This window comes from Antrihabitans spumae, assembly GCF_043944905.1.
Lineage (GTDB): Bacteria > Actinomycetota > Actinomycetes > Mycobacteriales > Mycobacteriaceae > Antrihabitans > Antrihabitans spumae.
This window is the reverse complement of sequence record NZ_JBIMSN010000042.1, coordinates 123557-139809: the sequence shown is the minus strand read 5'-3', so window position 1 is coordinate 139809 and position 16253 is coordinate 123557. Positions and strand designations below refer to the sequence as shown.

The 16253-nt window shown below is 63.0% G+C and carries 18 protein-coding genes and 1 pseudogene; 12 read left to right on the top strand and 7 right to left on the bottom strand.

The window, feature by feature from the left end; genetic code table 11:
* The first annotated feature begins 57 nt into the window (after positions 1–57).
* The 6 genes and pseudogenes from ACHIRB_RS10600 (at position 58) to ACHIRB_RS10575 (ending at position 6835) form a co-directional block, all read left to right on the top strand.
* Positions 58–2871, top strand: coding sequence for a helix-turn-helix transcriptional regulator (locus ACHIRB_RS10600; RefSeq protein ID WP_395123596.1), 2814 nt, complete (start codon positions 58–60; stop codon positions 2869–2871).
* A gap of 68 nt (positions 2872–2939) precedes the next feature.
* Positions 2940–4289, top strand: coding sequence for a sensor histidine kinase (locus tag ACHIRB_RS10595; protein WP_395123595.1), 1350 nt, complete (start codon positions 2940–2942; stop codon positions 4287–4289).
* Positions 4290–4309: 20 nt separating this feature from the next.
* Entirely contained in the window at positions 4310–4957 is a 648-nt protein-coding gene (locus tag ACHIRB_RS10590; protein WP_395116674.1) for a LuxR C-terminal-related transcriptional regulator, read from the top strand.
* Positions 4958–4974: 17 nt separating this feature from the next.
* Positions 4975–5709 (top strand): annotated as a pseudogene (locus ACHIRB_RS10585) (DUF429 domain-containing protein).
* 92 nt (positions 5710–5801) lie between these two features.
* Entirely contained in the window at positions 5802–6311 is a 510-nt protein-coding gene (locus tag ACHIRB_RS10580) for a monooxygenase family protein (RefSeq protein ID WP_395123594.1), read from the top strand.
* The gene (locus ACHIRB_RS10575) at positions 6311–6835 is read left to right on the top strand and encodes a DinB family protein (RefSeq protein ID WP_395123593.1); all 525 of its coding nucleotides are present in this window, start codon (positions 6311–6313) and stop codon (positions 6833–6835) included. The genes ACHIRB_RS10580 and ACHIRB_RS10575 overlap by 1 nt, the downstream gene beginning before the upstream one ends.
* 121 nt (positions 6836–6956) lie before the next feature.
* Here ACHIRB_RS10575 and ACHIRB_RS10570 read toward each other — a convergent pair whose 3' ends face one another.
* A complete protein-coding gene (locus ACHIRB_RS10570; RefSeq protein ID WP_395123592.1) occupies positions 6957–7583 on the bottom strand; it encodes a winged helix-turn-helix transcriptional regulator in 627 nt (208 codons plus the stop codon).
* Between the two features lie 82 nt (positions 7584–7665).
* Between ACHIRB_RS10570 and ACHIRB_RS10565 the strand changes: the two genes are divergently transcribed.
* The 5 genes from ACHIRB_RS10565 to ACHIRB_RS10545 all read left to right on the top strand — a co-directional run bounded on the left by ACHIRB_RS10565 (position 7666) and on the right by ACHIRB_RS10545 (position 11143).
* Positions 7666–8586 (top strand): alpha/beta fold hydrolase, encoded by a 921-nt coding sequence (locus ACHIRB_RS10565; protein WP_395123591.1) that lies wholly within the window; start codon positions 7666–7668, stop codon positions 8584–8586.
* A gap of 114 nt (positions 8587–8700) precedes the next feature.
* Complete coding sequence (locus ACHIRB_RS10560) at positions 8701–9156, top strand: flavodoxin family protein (protein ID WP_395116684.1); 456 nt, start codon at positions 8701–8703, stop codon at positions 9154–9156.
* A gap of 43 nt (positions 9157–9199) precedes the next feature.
* Positions 9200–9655 (top strand): nitroreductase family deazaflavin-dependent oxidoreductase, encoded by a 456-nt coding sequence (locus tag ACHIRB_RS10555; RefSeq protein WP_395123590.1) that lies wholly within the window; start codon positions 9200–9202, stop codon positions 9653–9655.
* Positions 9656–9715: 60 nt separating this feature from the next.
* Entirely contained in the window at positions 9716–10753 is a 1038-nt protein-coding gene (locus ACHIRB_RS10550; RefSeq protein WP_395116688.1) for a CE1 family esterase, read from the top strand.
* Positions 10754–10801: 48 nt separating this feature from the next.
* Positions 10802–11143 carry a hypothetical protein gene (locus tag ACHIRB_RS10545; RefSeq protein ID WP_395123650.1) on the top strand — a complete coding sequence of 114 codons (342 nt, stop codon included), beginning with the start codon at positions 10802–10804 and terminating at the stop codon, positions 11141–11143.
* On the opposite strand, the gene ACHIRB_RS10540 is transcribed toward ACHIRB_RS10545, so the two are convergent.
* On the bottom strand, positions 11027–11749 hold the full coding sequence (locus ACHIRB_RS10540; RefSeq protein ID WP_395116690.1) for an AhpC/TSA family protein: 723 nt from the start codon (positions 11747–11749) through the stop codon (positions 11027–11029). The genes ACHIRB_RS10545 and ACHIRB_RS10540 overlap by 117 nt on opposite strands.
* The gene (locus tag ACHIRB_RS10535) at positions 11746–12834 is read right to left on the bottom strand and encodes an oxygenase MpaB family protein (RefSeq protein ID WP_395123589.1); all 1089 of its coding nucleotides are present in this window, start codon (positions 12832–12834) and stop codon (positions 11746–11748) included. The genes ACHIRB_RS10540 and ACHIRB_RS10535 overlap by 4 nt, the downstream gene beginning before the upstream one ends.
* A gap of 182 nt (positions 12835–13016) precedes the next feature.
* Between ACHIRB_RS10535 and ACHIRB_RS10530 the strand changes: the two genes are divergently transcribed.
* Positions 13017–13661, top strand: coding sequence for a TetR/AcrR family transcriptional regulator (locus ACHIRB_RS10530; RefSeq protein ID WP_395123588.1), 645 nt, complete (start codon positions 13017–13019; stop codon positions 13659–13661).
* Between the two features lie 35 nt (positions 13662–13696).
* On the opposite strand, the gene ACHIRB_RS10525 is transcribed toward ACHIRB_RS10530, so the two are convergent.
* From ACHIRB_RS10525 to ACHIRB_RS10510, 4 genes are all read right to left on the bottom strand, one after another.
* Positions 13697–14200: a DinB family protein gene (locus tag ACHIRB_RS10525; protein ID WP_395123587.1), complete on the bottom strand. Its 504-nt coding sequence runs from the start codon at positions 14198–14200 to the stop codon at positions 13697–13699.
* A gap of 217 nt (positions 14201–14417) precedes the next feature.
* The gene (locus ACHIRB_RS10520; protein ID WP_395123586.1) at positions 14418–14753 is read right to left on the bottom strand and encodes a YnfA family protein; all 336 of its coding nucleotides are present in this window, start codon (positions 14751–14753) and stop codon (positions 14418–14420) included.
* Positions 14754–14796: 43 nt separating this feature from the next.
* The gene (locus tag ACHIRB_RS10515; protein WP_395123585.1) at positions 14797–15726 is read right to left on the bottom strand and encodes an alpha/beta hydrolase; all 930 of its coding nucleotides are present in this window, start codon (positions 15724–15726) and stop codon (positions 14797–14799) included.
* Positions 15727–15988: 262 nt separating this feature from the next.
* A complete protein-coding gene (locus ACHIRB_RS10510) occupies positions 15989–16237 on the bottom strand; it encodes a F0F1 ATP synthase subunit C (RefSeq protein ID WP_395123584.1) in 249 nt (82 codons plus the stop codon).
* Positions 16238–16253 lie beyond the last annotated feature (16 nt).

Below are 16253 nucleotides of genomic sequence, written 5' to 3'. Positions count from 1 at the left end.
CGTAGCTCGACCACTTAATCGCCACGTACGGTCCTCGACGCGTTGGATACTTCTCAGATGGACGCCCCATTTGTCGGTCGCAGTCGTGAGGTCGCGCAACTGCGCGCCGCGGTTGTTTCTGCCGCCAATGGCGCCGGCCGCATGATTCTGCTCAGTGGTCCCGCGGGAATCGGTAAGTCGCGTTTGACGAAAGCACTCGTCGAGATCGCTGCCGAGTATCGAGTGCCTGTCGCGCGTGGGTACGCGGTCGACGATGCCGGCATGCCTGCGCTCTGGCCGTGGAACCGGCTCGCTCGCGACGTCGGAACAATTGGCCCATTGCTGTCCTCCGATCCGTCGAGCGGCGACGCTCCGGCATCGGAGTCGACTCGGTTTCGGACGTTCACCGCGATCGCTGATGCCCTGCACGATGCCGCAGCTTCCACTGGGCTCGTCGTCGTCCTCGAGGATCTTCATTGGGCGGATCGCACGTCGCTACTGTTGTTGCGCCACATCGCGACCGACGTGCATACCACTCGCCTACTGATCGTCGCGACGTCTCGCGATCCTGCAGAGGGCCCGTTCGCGGACGTTCTCCCCGAATTGCTTCGAGCGCAGGACGCGCAATCCATCCGGCTCAGCGGTCTCACCGCCGCAGACATCGCGCACTGGCTGCGCCAGGTGCAACCACGCACGACCGGTGCCGTCGCCACTCGACTTCGCGACTACACCGACGGGAACCCACTGTTCGTACGGCTGCTCGTCGACTCGATGTCGGCCGACGACATCGTCGTCGATCCTGCGGCAAACCCCGAGGTACGACGCCTGGCGGTCGCGCAGCTTGCTCGCCTCGACAGGCAGACCCGCGACGTCCTCGATGCAGCCAGCGTGACAGGCGAACGGATCGACCCACTCCTGCTCTCGTCGATTCTCTCGCGGTCCGAGGACGAGGTCGCGCGCGACCTGGACACAGCTGCGGGGGCAGGCGTCGTCGAATCGGGCGACGGTCAATTCACGTTCACGCACGCACTGATTCGCGACGCGGTGTACGCCGAACTGGCCCCGTCGACGCGAATGCTGCTGCACCGCAGGACAGCGCAGGCGCTGTCGCAAGGTCCGGCAGCAGACTCGAACGCTGGACCCGTTGCCGCGCACTGGCAGCGGGCGTCCGGCGAGGACTCCGCCGCGCAGTGTCTGCACTGGGCTCGCCGTGCCGCGGAGTCGGCGATGTCCACTGTTGCCTACGCCGAAGCAATTCGATTCCTCGACTTGGCCATCGAGGCAGCGGGAGCCGGCGCGCCGCCGGCACTGCTCGCCGAACTGAATCTGCAACTTGCCATCGCCGAGTTCGCCGGCGGACGCATCGGGGAGAGCATCGAACAATGCGTCCGCGCAGCGGACTATGCGGAACAGGCCGACCGACCCGATCTGATCGGCGCAGCGGCACTCGTCGTACACGGAGTTTCCTCGAAACCGATCCTGGAGACGGTCGAACGACTGTGCGTTGCAGCGTTGCGAACACTTCCCGCCGACGCGACGACGCTGCGTTCGCGACTCTTCGCACAACGGTCGCTGGCCGCTTCGGAGGACGAAAACCCCAGTGCGGCAATGGAGCTCTCGGCAACCGCACTCGAGCTCGCGGAACAGAGCGGTGATCCGGACGCCGTCCTCGACGGTCTGCATGCGCGTCACGTTGCACTGTCCGCACCGCAGTTCGTCGAGCAAAGACGCGAACTGTGTGCCCGTGCAATAGAAATCGACTGGACAGCCCGCCAGCCCCTTGCCGCGCTGTGGGGTCACGTATGGAACATCGATGCCGGCCTCCAACTCGGTGATCTCGGATTGGTCGACCGCTCACTCGCGATGATCGAGCAGGTCGCGACGACCCGAAAGCTTCCCCTCGCCTGGTGGCACCTACACAGGTGCCGAGCAACGCGAGCCGCACTCGTCGGAGATTATGTTGCGGCACAAAATCATACGGAATCCGCGCGCAAGTCCGCGGAGGCGATGGGCGATAGCTCGCTGGTCGGGCTGTACCACGCGTTCCAGACGCAAATCGTCATCATTCGCGGTGTCGTGCCCGATTTCGACTCACAGATGGCGATGCTGCAGGCTGCGCCACAGATCGGGCTCGTCCGCATATTCGTTCCGATAAACCTCGCACTCGCAGGCGACATCGACGGCGCGCGTGCCGCTTTCGAAGAGTTTCGGACGGTACCGGACACCCTCGAGGTCGGTCCACGTTGGGCGGCGATGCTCTTCCACGTCGCCATCGCGGCGGACCTGCTCGCCGACGCCGAGGTTGCGGAGAAGGTGTTCGCCAAGGTCCGCGACCTGCACTGCTACTACTCGTGCGATGGCGGCGGGGCCCTGTTCTGTTCGGGATCGATGGCCCGAGTTATCGGCGACATGGCTCGCACGTGTGGCCGACTCGACGACGCGGTGGACGAGTACCGCCGTGCAATCGACATGGACGCCCGCATCGGCGCGCGGCCCTACCTTGCGTTGAGCAGACTCGGCCTTGCGCGGACCCTCCTGCAACGAGGTCGGGCCGAAGACTACGACGAAACACGCGGGCTTCTCGACCTTGCAGCACGGGAATTCAGGCGACTGGACCTGCCGGGACCGTTGCAGCGCACCGACGCTCTCAAGGCTCAGCTCGCCCATTCCGCAAAAGCCGCCAATCCTTTGTCCGACAGAGAATCTGAGGTTGCGCAGCTGATCGCCGCAGCGATGTCCAACCGGGAGATCGCCAAGAAGTTGGTGCTGTCGGAGCGCACTGTCGAAACACACGTTCGCAGCATCCTGGCCAAACTGGGATATTCGAACCGCACCGAAATCGCAGCCTGGGCACTTCGCGGACAGACGTCCAAACCAACCGGAGTGGTGTAGCTGGCAACACCACCGGTCAGCGGGTCGGCACTATCGAAAGCGGCCACTTCGCCCGCAAGGATCGAGATATGACAGAAACGGTCTATGCACAATTCTCGACCTACGCGGAGGCGAATGCGGCCGTAGGCAAGACTGGACGGGTGCCCAAGACGTTGTTGCGAGCGCCTATCGACGCGCAGACCTGGCGCGATGCTGCGTACGTGCTACTCGGTACGTTCCTCGGCCCAGTCGGAATCGCCTATCTCTACGCCGGTTTCGGTGCCGGTCTGTTGCTGACGGTCGTTCTGGTCGGCATTCCACTGCTTGCAGCTGTCGTCGTTGGTAGTCGGATCTTCGGTCACATCTATCGCGGGCTCGCGATGGGATTGCTGCGGACCGACGTCGAAGCGCCCCTGGAGTTCCGGTCACGGCCGGGTCTGCTTGGGTTCGTTCGGTCCGGACTCACCGATCGTGACGGGTGGCGGGCCGTCGTGTTCGTCCTCGTCAAGTCGGTGCTCGGCCCCGTCCTCGGCTATCTGGTGCTTACCTTTGCGGCGATGTCGGCGTTCGTCGCGATCTCGCCTATCCCGTGGTGGCTGTTTCATCCGGTCAACATCGACTCCGCTGGCGTCGAACGCCATTCGATCGTCCAATTCGGAGACGTCTATTTCGAGACGTGGCCGCAGATGCTCGCCTTCTCGGCCCTCGGTTTCGTGTGTGTGTTCATTGCACCGTGGCCCATCCGAGCCGTCGCATCTCTCGACCGGCAACTCGTGCAAGCACTTCTCGGTAAGACGAAGGGCGATGCACGCGTCGAACAACTCGAACATGCACGCACGACCGTCGTCGAAGATTCGGCGGCCACGTTGCGACGCGTCGAGCGTGATCTGCACGACGGCACCCAAGCGCGGCTCGTTAACATGGCAATGGCGTTGGGCCGAGCGGAAGAGAAGCTCGCAACCGGTGGGGACGCAACAGCTTTGGTATCGGACGCCCACGCAACGGCGAAGGAGGCGCTGCGTGAGCTTCGCGAGGTCGTGCGCGGCATCCATCCTCCCGCACTCGATCTCGGACTCGGCGCCGCACTCGAAACGCTCGCCTCGCGCAGTCCCGTTCCCGTCGACTGCACCGTCCACCTTGCGACGCGGCCCTCCCCCGGCATCGAGGCGATCGCCTACTTCTCGGTCGCCGAACTGCTGACCAACGTCGCCAAACATGCGAACGCAAGCAAGATCTGGCTCGACATCCGCGACGTGGGCACAGTGCTGACGATCACTGTGCGCGACAACGGCATCGGCGGCGCCGACCCGATCGGCGGCACCGGGCTGACGGGGCTGCGGTCGCGCGCGGAAACCGTCGACGGACACCTGGACGTGACGAGTCCGATCGGTGGGCCGACCGTCGTGACGATCGCTCTTCCGACAGGATGGACGTCGTGACTGCAACTACGGTGACGTACATGCGCATTGTTATCGCCGAGGACAGCGTCATCCTTCGCGACGGTCTCGCCCAACTCCTGATCGATCGCGGTCACGATGTCGTTGCCATGGTTGCAGATGCGGAGTCACTCGGCCCGGCGGTCGACGAGCACCGGCCGGACGTCGCCGTCGTGGATGTGCGAATGCCGCCCACTTTTACCGACGAAGGCCTGATTGCTGCGATCGCCCTACGTCGTCGCCATCCCGAGGTCGGCGTGCTCGTCTTCTCGCAGTGGATCGAAACACGCTATGCAGCAGAGCTTCTCGCAGGCAACGCGGCGGGTGTCGGCTACCTGCTCAAAGACAGGGTCGCCGATGTGAGCGAGTTCGTCGACGCCTTGACGCGGGTCGCGTCGGGTGGCACCGCACTGGACCCGGAGGTGGTGAGTCAATTGATGGGGTCGTCGCGGCAGCGCGACGAGTTGGACCGCCTCACACCTCGCGAGCGCGAAGTACTCACTCTGATGGCGCAGGGCCTGTCCAATTCCGCGATCGCATCCGCGTTGGTCGTCACCGATCGTGCCGTGGAAAAGCACATCGGCAACATCTTCACCAAACTCGACCTACCGCCGTCGGACACCCACCATCGCCGAGTGCTCGCCGTCGTCAAGCAGTTGGGTCGGGTCTGAGAAGTTACTGTGCAGCTATGAGAACCGTCGGTGTCGACCTTGCTGCCGAGCCGGCGAAAAGCGCTCTGGCGATACTGGATTGGACGCCTGGACGTGTGCGGGTCGTCGACCTGCGAATGGGTGCCAGCGATGCAGAGATCGTCGCGGCTGCGGAAGGCGCCGACCGAATAGGTATCGATGCTCCGTTCGGCTGGCCCGAAGCCTTCGTCGCGTTCGTTGCGGCTCATCACGAACACCGAGCTCCCGCAACGTCTCTCGCGTCCCGCGAGGATCGACGACCGTTGACCAAGCGGCGCACCGACATCGTTGTTCAGGAAACCACCGGCGTCGTCCCGCTCAGCGTCTCGGCTGATCGGATCGCGCACGTCGCGCTCCGCTGTGCGGGCCTTCTGACGGAACTGAGATCCGCCGGCGTCGATGTCGGTCGCGTCGACGGTGTCGCCGTCGAGGTCTACCCCGCCGCGGCGCTACGACGCTGGGGACTACGGAATCGTGGTTACAAAGGCGGCGCCTCGGCCGGTTTCGCCGGCCTGCTCGACGCTTTCGATGCCGCGACGCCATGACTCGAGCTCGGAGACTTTCGTGGGACATTCCGAGCGACAGACGACGCGTTCGACGCTGTTGTCGCAGCAATCATCGCTCGTGCAGCAGCGTGTGCTGCAACAACATTGCCGAGTGCTGCCGAGTGGGACGTCGCGTCGCGTGAGGGCTGGATTCATGTACCCACCGGATCGCTTGCCGATCTCGTCTGACTGCCGCGCAATATATCCAGGGTCGAACTACCCATGTCGTTGCTACGTTTACCTACATATCCTGGAGTCCAGCGCGAGGGAGGTGACGCAGCGTGAAGGTGAACCGACTGACCGCAGATCTGTCCGACTACCCCGATCTTGTCGTCGTCTACCTGGGGATGCGGGTCAACAAGCCGCGAGGAATCCTGCGACTGCTCGGGATCGGTCCGAAGCTCTACAAATCTCACAGGGACCAGCCCGACGGTCTGCTGCTGCACGAAGACATCATCTGGTCGTTGTTCCCGCCGCATTGGGGTGCTCGGCAATATTGGCGTGACCTCGACAGTCTCGAACTATGGACTCGTTCCGATCCACACAAGCAGTGGTGGCAGAAATTCTTGAAAGATTCGGGCGGGACGGGATTCTGGCACGAGGCCTACTTCATGAGCGGCGGTATCGACACGTTCTACGACGACATGTCCACGCCGACCGGCATCGGCAGGTTCGCGCCGACCAATAGCGCTCGCGGAGCGGCGTTTTCGACTCGTCGCCGCATCAAGGGTGTCCGGCCGAAGGTTCCGTCCGTCGTCGCCGAGAGCGACCTGTACGACGAACCGGTCTGATGACGCGTCTCGACCTCGTCCGCTGGCAGTTCGACCTGACCTGGTCGCTGTTCGAGATTCACCTCGAGGCTCTGACCGACGACGACTTTCTGTGGGAGCCCGCCGCGGTTTGCTGGACTGTTCGCATCGGAAGCGACGGACTGTGGCGACCCGACTGGGACGAAAACGAACTCGATCCCGTCCCCGTGCCGACAATCGGCTGGATCTCGTGGCACATCGGGTGGTGGTGGTCGGTCGCTCTCGACCACCTCCACCAGCGAACGGTGCGCGAGCGAACCGACATCTTGTGGCCAGGCAGCGGTGGGTCGGCGATGGTGTGGCTGCGAAGGTTGAAAGACGAGTACCGTGCGCTGCTCGATCGCTTGTCCGACGACGATCTCGATGCCGCCGCCACGTTTCCGTGGCCCGGTGAATCCGACAAAACCGTCGCTCACACGCTCGCATGGCTGAACGCGGAACTGATGAAGAATGTCGCCGAAGTCGGTCAGCTGCGGCTGATTCGCGCTGCGCGGGCTGGTCTGTAGCGGATCGAGTCAGAGGACGGGCCGCCGCTTCCCATGGTTTCCCACCGGCGGCCCGCCGAGCCCGAGAATACCAGCCATCGAACGTACGTTCTATGCCGTCGCAGTATCGGATTGCAGCAGATCATGCTGCGAAGACGGCGCGGACGATGGACTCGTCGCCGTCGATCTCGATTACACCGAAAGCACGGGCGTCACTGAGGGTCAGGGCCCCGGCGGCGAGTCCGAGAATATAGTCGGGTTCGCCGCGGACGGTTGCGTCGAGTTCACCGCCGTCGTGTGGAACAACTTCGAAGCCGGAATCCGTCGCGCGGAGCTGCAGAGGCGGGTCGCCGAAGTCGAGGCCTACCGTCGCCGATGGACGAACGTTGACCCGCGTGTCGAGCAAGGCGGGGACAGCGAGGCCGAGCCACTCGGGCCGGAAGGCGTCGCCCTCGGGGCCACGGACCATCAACGGGGTGGACCAGCGGATAAGGCTCTCGATCGGCTGGCGCAGTTCGGCACCCCACGGCGTGAGCGCGTACTCGACAACGTTGCCCTCGCTGCCTAGCTTCCGCTCGATCACACCCAGGGACTCGAGGTCGCGCAGTCGATCAGCGAGGAGGTTGGTTGCGACGCCGGGGAGGCCGTCGATCAGGTCGCGATAGCGGGCCGGGCCTATGAGCAGCTGGCGGACGATGAGCAAGTTCCACCGGTCGCCGACGACCTCGAGAGACCGGGCGAGTCCACAGTATTGGCCGTAGCTACGCATTATTTTCCTCCTTCGCTTGATCTTCTCAAGTGTGAATGAGATTCTCAAGCGTATCTTGTAGCCGAGTGCAATGGGGGCCACCATGACAGATACCACCAGGAATGTTCGACCCGACTGGGTCGACGGCGAACTGTTCCCGTTCGAGAGCAGATTCGTCGACATCGACGGGCACACAGTGCATTACGTCGACGAAGGGGCCGGGCCTACACTGCTGTTCCTGCACGGCAACCCGACGTGGTCGTTCCTCTGGCGTGAGGTGATCCTCGCGCTTCGATGTGACTTCCGGTGCATTGCACTCGACTACCCAGGATTCGGGCTGTCCACGGCCAAGGCCGGCTACCGCTATCTGCCCGAAGAACACGCAGATGTCGTCTCAGGGTTCGTCGATGCACTCGGCTTGACCGGGGTCACGCTGGTCGGCCAGGACTGGGGTGGCCCGATCGGCTTAGCGGCCACGCAGCGACGGCCTGGCGTCGTCGATCGACTGGTACTTGTGAACACCTGGGCCTGGCCGGTCAACGGAGATTTCCATTTCGAGTGGTTTTCGCGAATCGTAGGCGGACCCGCGATCCGCTTCCTGGCCAGGCGATTCGACTTCCTTGTCAAGGCGTTCATCCTCGTCGGCCACAATAGGCGGAAGCCGACCGCAGCCGAGATCGCGCTTTACCGCCAGGCGCAAGACACTCCCGAACGACGTCAGGCCTCCGCGATACTCCCCGGCCAGATCATCGCCAGTCGCGCCTTCTTCAGCGAGGTCGAGGCCGTCCTCACGGACCTCGCCCACCTGCCGACACTGATCGTGTGGGGTGACGCCGACTTCGGTCTGCGTGCCAAGGAACGCGAGCGCCTCGAAGCGACCTTTACCGACCACACGACCGTGATCGTCGAAGGCGCCGGCATCTACGTCGAGTCCGATGCTGCCGAGGAGTTCCTAGCAGCCGTTCGAGGCTGGACATCGACGCAGCGCTTCGACGCAAAAACTGCAGGTGAGCGGGACACCTAAGGCACGGTGAGATTTCCTGTCACATTCAAATCTCGCGAACGACTGTCACACTCCAGCCGGCCGCGGTGTCTAGTTTCTGAAAAGATCGATCCGACTACAGAAGGTGGGCACGTAGTGAAGACGGTTCTGGTTACTTCGTCCAAGTCGCCACATGCGAACACTCGCCGGATCGCGACTGCGCTCGGCGAGGTGCTCGATGCGCGAGTGGTGAGTCCCGAGGATGCAACACCAGACGTGTTGATGGAAGCTGATCGGGTCGGATTCGGGTCCGGGGTTTATTGGATGAGCTACGACAAGCGACTCGCGGAGTGCATCCGCAGCCTTCCCGACATGTCCGGCCGTGACGCGTTCACATTCGGGACGAGCGGTCTGCCGGAGACACCATTTCGGCGATACACCCGACGGCTGGCCAGCGTTCTCGAACACCAAGGTTTCCGGGTCGTCGGTTCCTTCAACTGCCGTGGCCTGGACACGTGGGGGCCATTCAAATTGCTCGGCGGGGTCAGCAAAGGCCACCCCGACGACAACGACATCGCTGCAGCGAGAACCTTCGCAGCGGCGCTCGGTTGAGCGTGGCACACTTCGACTTGCGCCGATGGATTGGGGATTACTGATGGCGAGCCGTATTGCGGATTTCGTTGCTGCGCGTGCCATGAGAGTGTCGACATTGCTGGGTCCGGACAAGATGCGGTCGTTGGCGAAGTTCAACAAGCACGTCACCAATCCCGTTCAACGACGGTGGGCCCACCGACTGCCCTACTACGCTCTGATCGAGCACACCGGACGGAAGTCCGGCAACCAATACCGAACGCCTGTAATGGCTTTCGTAGAGGACAGTTCGATGCACGTGGTCCTGAACTACGGCACACAGTCCGATTGGGTGAGAAACCTACAGAACGCCGGTTCGGCTTCGATGACCCACCGCGGCGCGCGCTACCGACTTTCTGCTCCACGGATCGTTCCACTCGACTCCCCCGAGTTGCCATCCGCGATTCGAGCCGTCGACGCACCGGAGCGAAGCGCGCTTCATATGACCATCGAACCGATTCAGCCGACAGAGCTGGGGTAGACACCGTGCGCATCCTGCGCACCGATCACCGCCTCCATCCGAGGCGTACCGTCGCGCCTGATGAATCCTTTACGTCCGGTTCCCATTCTCTCGTCGCTTCTCCTTGTGCTGGCACTTGCTGCCTGTTCCGATGACCACGGTGATCGCGGCGGGGAAGCATCGACGGCTATCGCGTCGCAGGGATCCGACGGCTGCACAGTCAGCCCGCCCGCAGCAGGTCGCACGGAAGTCACCATGACCAGCGGCGGCCGCGAACGCACCTACATCCGCTATGTGCCCCAAGAAATGTTGCCGGGCAAGGCAGTTCCGCTCGTGCTCGATCTGACCGCCTACTCACCCGCAAGCACCGAAGAGTCGTTCAGCGGGTTCACCAAGGCCGACGCCGCCGGGAGAGTGAAGGCCGATGACGTCGGCGCCGTCGTGATCACGCCCGAGCCGGTGAACGGTGCCGGACCGCTACTCACCTGGAACTACGTCGACAAACCGGGGTGGACGGACGACCAGCTGTTCGTCAGCGACCTGCTCGACGACGTTGAGGCCGCCGCCTGTATCGATACCGATCGGGTGTTGGTTATGGGCTTCGCCGTCGGCGGGGTGTTCGGCTCGATCCTGGCCTGCGACCAAACTGACCGGTTCGCCGCACTGGTTACAGTCTCGGGCCTCTACAACCCCACCTCCTGTTCACCGTCCAAACCGCTTCCGGTGCTCTCCTTCCACGGCACGTCCGACCGGTTCATCCCCTTCGACGGTGGAGTCGGCAGTGGCGCAGGCGAACTCGGACTCACCGAGGAGACGACGGCAGGCATGTTGTTCATGGGCCGTCGAGACGGTGCACTCCAATCGTCACAGGCGTGGGCAGACCACGACGGCTGCACCGTCGGGCCGATCGATGCACCGGTCACCGACGGAGTCACCCGAAAGGCGTGGTCCGGCTGCACGAACGGCACAGTCGTCGAGCTGTACGTCATCGACGGCGGCGAGCACACGTGGCCCGGCAGCAATGGGATGGACGCTCTCACAGGGCTTCTCGGTCCCGTCACCGATGCTGTAGTCGCAAACGACGTGATCTGGGATTTCTTCGAAGCGCATACTCGTTGACAGCGAGAATCGACGTGTTCACCAACTGGTTCACGGAAGGACCGAGGCATGGCAGGTCCGAAATGGCGGCGGATCAGAGACGGGCTCTTGCTGTCCACGCTGGCAGTGTTCGCGATTGTCTACGTCGGTTTCGGCGTCACGTATTCGAACCCGAACTGGATGTTCAGCCCGCCCAATGCCTTTCGCTTCGAAGGTCGCATTTATCAACCAAACTACTTCGAACCGACTGAGACGCTTCCGCCTCGGTCCGGACGCAGCTACGAGAAAATAGGATCACTGACCCCGTTCGGCCAGTCGATCTACGGACTCGAGGGGGCCGAACTGCACATGGGCCTCTTTGTGCATTGGCGCGGGAGGGACATGCAATACGGGATCCTCGGTGGCCCCTAGCGCAGCACACCCGGCAAAGCTGCTCCGAGACCGAACGTCGCCGTCCACCTTCAGGGCGTAACAATGCGTGCACTCGCTGTCAGTAGTGCCTCGACAATCTCGTCCGCGGGGGCGATGTCGCTCGCCCGGTGGGCGCGGAATTCCCAAACCACTTGTGCACCTCCGCGTGCGGCGACGAACGCACCTCCGAGTTGTGCATTGTCGCCCGTCCTTTGATACGGGTAGACCCCATTCCGAACCAGACCGATCAAGGGGGGCGATGTTTGTCGGACCGTGCGAAGCGCGCCACGCTCGGGTGAGTCCCATGGTGCGATACAGCGACTGGTCGGCGGTCGTCAGGATCGGGAACCTGGTTTCGGCGCGTTTGCGAAATGTGAACGCCTGGATGGGGGTTCCGAGTCCGATCAAGACGACATTGGCGCCGGCTGCCGTGATGGCGTCGTAACTCGTGTTGAGGTCGACGGCTTGTTTCAGCGCGAACGCGCTGCCGAACTGGCGCAGGAATACCAGCGCTACCGGACCGTTCTGCCAGAAGTCCCGTATCTCGTGGTGGTGGTGACGGTCATCGAGGAGTCGTTCGGTGGAGATCACATCGACTCGGCTCATCGCTTGGCCTCCTGCAATCCTGCATGTGCCTGTTGACCAATCGTGTGTTGCAACGTGCCGCCCTTGCCTTGTTGGAGGGTGAGACCGGGGTTGTGGGTGAAGGGAACCCGGCCGGTCTCCGGCGCATGACGGAGGGCGTTGTGCGCATAGCCCCACATCTCGTACCCGACGAACGGCACGATCAAGTGGTCGACGATCGGGTGGTTTACGACTTTGGCGACCTGCTTGATGACGACAGCGGACAGCTTGGTGCGCAACGGTATGTTCGCGAGTCCGCCGATTTCACGTACGTACGGACTCATCAGAGGGACTGACGCCCAGAACAGAATGCGCACAAAGGGATTGATCGCGCCGAGGGGCCACACCGGAGTCCATGGCGGCGACGTGAGGAAGTCGAGGATTTCTTGAGCCGGGCGGGTGAACGCCATGATGTTCGGCTCGGCGTTCGCCACCCAGGCGTCCACATCTTCAGGGGTAAGGGGTAGTTCTCCGGTGGGGATTCCCAACAGCTCGGCGACGATGTGCTGTTCGGCGTAGAACTGGCGCTCGTCTTCAGCGGTCGCGTTCGGATCGCCGTAAGCCTTGTATGCGCGCCACAGCAGCTGCCAGCCCGCGATGTAAGTGAACTTCAACGCTTCGACATGGTTGGCGCGGAACTGCTCACCGGAACCTGGGATCTCACCGTTGACGTGCGAATGCTTGCGAAACAGGTCACGACCGACCTTGTCTGCCGTCGCGCTGTCACCGAACACCGCACCGGCGAAGAAGAGCAGGCTCCGTCGAGTCCGGCCAAGCGTGTCGTAGTAGTAGACGGTGTGTTGTCCCACGCCGTAGGCACCGACTGGATCGAGCATGGCGAGGAACAGACCGGACATCGCGCCCATCCCCGCCACCAGTACGTTTTCGTACACCTTCCAGCTGATCGAGTCCGGACCGAAGTACCCGTCGTCGATTCGCGGTGCCTCTGCCATCGCGAGCGCCTTCTTGCCGTTCTTGCCGTGCAGACCGAGCAGGAAGTCGAACCTTCGATCAGCCGCTCGACGCTCCTCGGGAGTTTTGCTGAGCATTTCACTGACAAAGCTCATAAGACCTGCCCTCACTTCGTTGTACGGGAACTGAACCGGTCTGCCTGCCCGCTCTCGTCGAGCGCGATGACCATTTCATATTAGATCATAATTTGAGTTACAGCGTAATACGGCGGTTGCTCGCATGGCAAGGCCGTTCCACCCGGACGGGCGCGCTAGCGTTGACGCGCAAAGGAGGACAGATGCCGAAAGCGTTGACGCGCGACGAATTGCAAGCGCAGACCCGCGAGCTGATCGTCTCGGCGGCGGAGCGAGTGTTCCTGGCGCGCGGCTACCACGCGACGACGATCGCCCAGATCGCCGACGAGGCCGGCCGCACGCATGGGTCGATCTACGGCAACTTTGCCGGAAAAGAGGATCTATGCCTGCAGGTGCTGCGCAGACATTTTCAACACGTCCTCGAAGGTCTGTCGACCGCGGTTCTGACCGCCGCTGGGGAGACCGCCAAAATGTCTGCGACGCAACAACAGTGGGAAAAGCTCCTCGAAGAACCAGCCTGGATCCGGCTCGCGGCAGACTTCACGATAGCCACCCGCAGCGACCCAGCCCTCGAACAGTCCAACCGTGACACCATCGATGGGTTCACCGCAGGCATCCGAATTCTGATCCTTGCGCAGGCGAACACTCTTGGCGTGCAGACCGTCGACCAGGAGCTACTCGAACGGGCCGGCGCAGCACTGCTGGCTACCGGCGTCGGGCTAGCCGTCGGGTACGCCTTAGGTGCAGCATCACACGAACTCACCGTCGCGTCGTTCCTCGACAGCGTCGAGCTATGGTTCCGCCGTATGGACATCGACTCGCTCCCGGCCGCCGATCACCAAGACTGAGCGGCGGACACTTCCTGTCGAGGGGAACGTACTCGCTACGAATTCTTCTGTCCCAGTACGGGTTTGTCGATCTGTTCGCGGAGAATGTCGCCGTGACCCGCGTGCCTGGCGAGCTCTTGGATCATCGCGAGCAGTGTCCATCGCATGCTGACGGTGCCCTCGTCGGGAAAATCCTTGGCGTCGTCGAGGTCGAAGCGGGACGCGATGTCACGTGAAGTTTGGCTCGCGCGTTGGAACTCGGCAATGACGTCCTCCACCGACTCGTCGTCGTCGACTGCGAACGTGCCAACGTCGCGCCGCGAGTACCCGTCGCATTCGGCTTCGTCGAGTTCGGCCCAAAACCGTTGGAACCAAATACGTTCCGCCGCGGCGGCATGCTTGAGCAACGAAATCGGTGTGGTCAGCGACGAAACGAGTCGTCGGCGCGCATCGGCATCGGATAGTCCGCGAGCGGTTTCGATCAGCGCTTCGCGGTTGCGGTCCAGCACGTTCTCGATGAGGGCTCGCTCCGTGCCGTTGGTGATTCGGTTGGTAGACATAGGTTTTCACTCCATCTTGTGACGCATACGAGGTTTCGTCCGGCGTCGAAAACGACCGGGTAATTGAGGCACGCTCGTCGCACGAAGAGGGGCGAGGCGGCTAAAGGACGCAGCTTGGCCAGCTCGGCACTGCTGCCGGATCAGCGTATCGCAACGCGAGCCGAATCGGGAGACGGAGGTGTCACGTCCTAACCGATCGAGCCTCGCCTGCACACGGCTAGGCGCTACGCGGTGAATACATGATGACGGCAACGCCGATCAGACAAATCGAAGCGCCGAGGACGTCCCAGCGGTCGGGACGAAAACCGTCCAAAACCATTCCCCAGGCAAGCGATCCAGCGACGAAGATGCCGCCGTATGCAGCGAGGATTCGACCGAAGTTCGCGTCCGGTTGCAGGGTGGCGACAAATCCGTAGGCACCGAGGGCGACCACTCCAGCGCCGATCCAGACCCAGCCGCGATGTTCGCGTACCCCTTGCCAGATCAGCCACGCTCCGCCGATCTCGGCAAGTGCAGCGAGGACGAACAGCAGGATCGAACGCAGAACGGTCATGGCGGGGAGTCTATGGACGACTCCCGCCAGTCGTTTGAACGCCTTAACCTGCCGCAGGCAATTCCGCGCACACGGCGACTTCGCGAATGAACTCGCCGATTTCTTGCAACGATTGCCGCGCCTCGGGGACGAACGCCTCGGCTGCCTGGAACACGTGCACCTGCCCGGCCCACGTCTTCAGCTCGACCGGCACTCGAGCCGCCTGCAGCCGCTCCGTCATCAGCTCCGCGTCGTAAACCAAACCTTCGGCCGCCGAGGCGTGAATCAGGGTCGGCGGCATCTTCGTCAGATCCTCGGCGGTCGGTTCGACAAGCGGGCCAGGCACACCGTCGACGAGAACGCGCTCGTTCGCTTGCAGAATGATCTGCTCGAGAGCCGTGAAGCACTTGGCTGTGAAGACGGGGTCGGTGCGCGAATTGGGATGACCCAACTTTCCAGCGGGATCGAGCTCGGTCAGCGGTGACATCGCGACGATGCCCGCCGGCGGCGTCAGCCCCTCGCTGATCAAGGTGAGCGCAACCATAAACGAGAGGTAGCCACCGGCTGAATCGCCTGCGACGACGATCTGGTCCGGCCGATATCCACGCGCAAGCAGCCACCGGTAGCCGTCGACGCAGTCCTGCACAGCGTCGGACATCGGCGAGTGCGGCGCCATCCGATAGTCGACGCTCAACACCGGCGCGTCGGTCAACCGCGAGAGCGTCGACACGATTCGCACGTGGGTGTTCAGGCCGCACGCGATGAACGCGCCGCCGTGCAGGTACAGAATCGCCCGGCCCGATCCGTTAGCTGGCGCAACACCTTTCGCCCGCACGAGTTCGCTGCCACAGTTGGCCAGACGAACCGGTTGGCGCACCGTTCCCTTCGGCGGAATCATGACGAACCGCGCCAACCAATCGACGATTCCGGTCGGCAGTGGCCAATGGAACGCATACGTCAGCAGATGCAGAGCAGGCCGCACGGTGTAGCGCAAAGCCGTGGTCTAGCAACGCCCTTGCCAGCTGATCGACTCTTCCCGGAACACCAAACGCCCAGGGAGGGAGCGGACCTGATCGGAGTGCGCGTTGCGAGCTGCGGTCATCGTGTTTCTGCCTTTCCGGTGGCGCCGGTGCCACGCAGCGACAATACCCGACTGACGTATCACTCGTCGAACATTGCGCGGTTTGCGCCACCACGAACGGGCTACCAGCGCTCACTTCTCGGTCAAATCGCGACACTGTTAGCCCGTTCGTCGGCTACCCACCAGGTGTGGCAAAAACGAACAGCGCCATAAACGCGATGTTGATGAAGAACGCGGCTTCGACCAACCCGACGGTGATGAGAAACGGCGTGAACAGGCGAGACTGCGCCTCGGGTTGCCGCGTCACCCCCTCGATGAACTTCGCTCCAGCCATACCGTCACCGACGCCGACTGCAATCGCTCCGCCGGCCAGCGCGATCGAACCAGCGATCAAGGCGTCCCCCATCAGCGCTTCGCTTGCCATCCCATTCCTCTCGTTA

Excerpts from the sequence above, each read along its gene's own strand:
- ACHIRB_RS10555 (WP_395123590.1), top strand. The coding sequence starts at position 9,200 with ATGGCGAGCCGTATTGCGGATTTCGTTGCTGCGCGTGCCATGAGAGTG.
- ACHIRB_RS10595 (WP_395123595.1), top strand. The coding sequence starts at position 2,940 with ATGACAGAAACGGTCTATGCACAATTCTCGACCTACGCGGAGGCGAAT.
- ACHIRB_RS10540 (WP_395116690.1), bottom strand. The coding sequence starts at position 11,749 with ATGAGCCGAGTCGATGTGATCTCCACCGAACGACTCCTCGATGACCGT.
- ACHIRB_RS10550 (WP_395116688.1), top strand. The coding sequence starts at position 9,716 with ATGAATCCTTTACGTCCGGTTCCCATTCTCTCGTCGCTTCTCCTTGTG.
- ACHIRB_RS10535 (WP_395123589.1), bottom strand. The coding sequence starts at position 12,834 with ATGAGCTTTGTCAGTGAAATGCTCAGCAAAACTCCCGAGGAGCGTCGA.
- ACHIRB_RS10545 (WP_395123650.1), top strand. The coding sequence starts at position 10,802 with ATGGCAGGTCCGAAATGGCGGCGGATCAGAGACGGGCTCTTGCTGTCC.
- ACHIRB_RS10575 (WP_395123593.1), top strand. The coding sequence starts at position 6,311 with ATGACGCGTCTCGACCTCGTCCGCTGGCAGTTCGACCTGACCTGGTCG.
- ACHIRB_RS10510 (WP_395123584.1), bottom strand. The coding sequence starts at position 16,237 with ATGGCAAGCGAAGCGCTGATGGGGGACGCCTTGATCGCTGGTTCGATC.
- ACHIRB_RS10570 (WP_395123592.1), bottom strand. The coding sequence starts at position 7,583 with ATGCGTAGCTACGGCCAATACTGTGGACTCGCCCGGTCTCTCGAGGTC.
- ACHIRB_RS10530 (WP_395123588.1), top strand. The coding sequence starts at position 13,017 with ATGCCGAAAGCGTTGACGCGCGACGAATTGCAAGCGCAGACCCGCGAG.
- ACHIRB_RS10520 (WP_395123586.1), bottom strand. The coding sequence starts at position 14,753 with ATGACCGTTCTGCGTTCGATCCTGCTGTTCGTCCTCGCTGCACTTGCC.
- ACHIRB_RS10590 (WP_395116674.1), top strand. The coding sequence starts at position 4,310 with ATGCGCATTGTTATCGCCGAGGACAGCGTCATCCTTCGCGACGGTCTC.
- ACHIRB_RS10600 (WP_395123596.1), top strand. The coding sequence starts at position 58 with ATGGACGCCCCATTTGTCGGTCGCAGTCGTGAGGTCGCGCAACTGCGC.
- ACHIRB_RS10525 (WP_395123587.1), bottom strand. The coding sequence starts at position 14,200 with ATGTCTACCAACCGAATCACCAACGGCACGGAGCGAGCCCTCATCGAG.
- ACHIRB_RS10565 (WP_395123591.1), top strand. The coding sequence starts at position 7,666 with ATGACAGATACCACCAGGAATGTTCGACCCGACTGGGTCGACGGCGAA.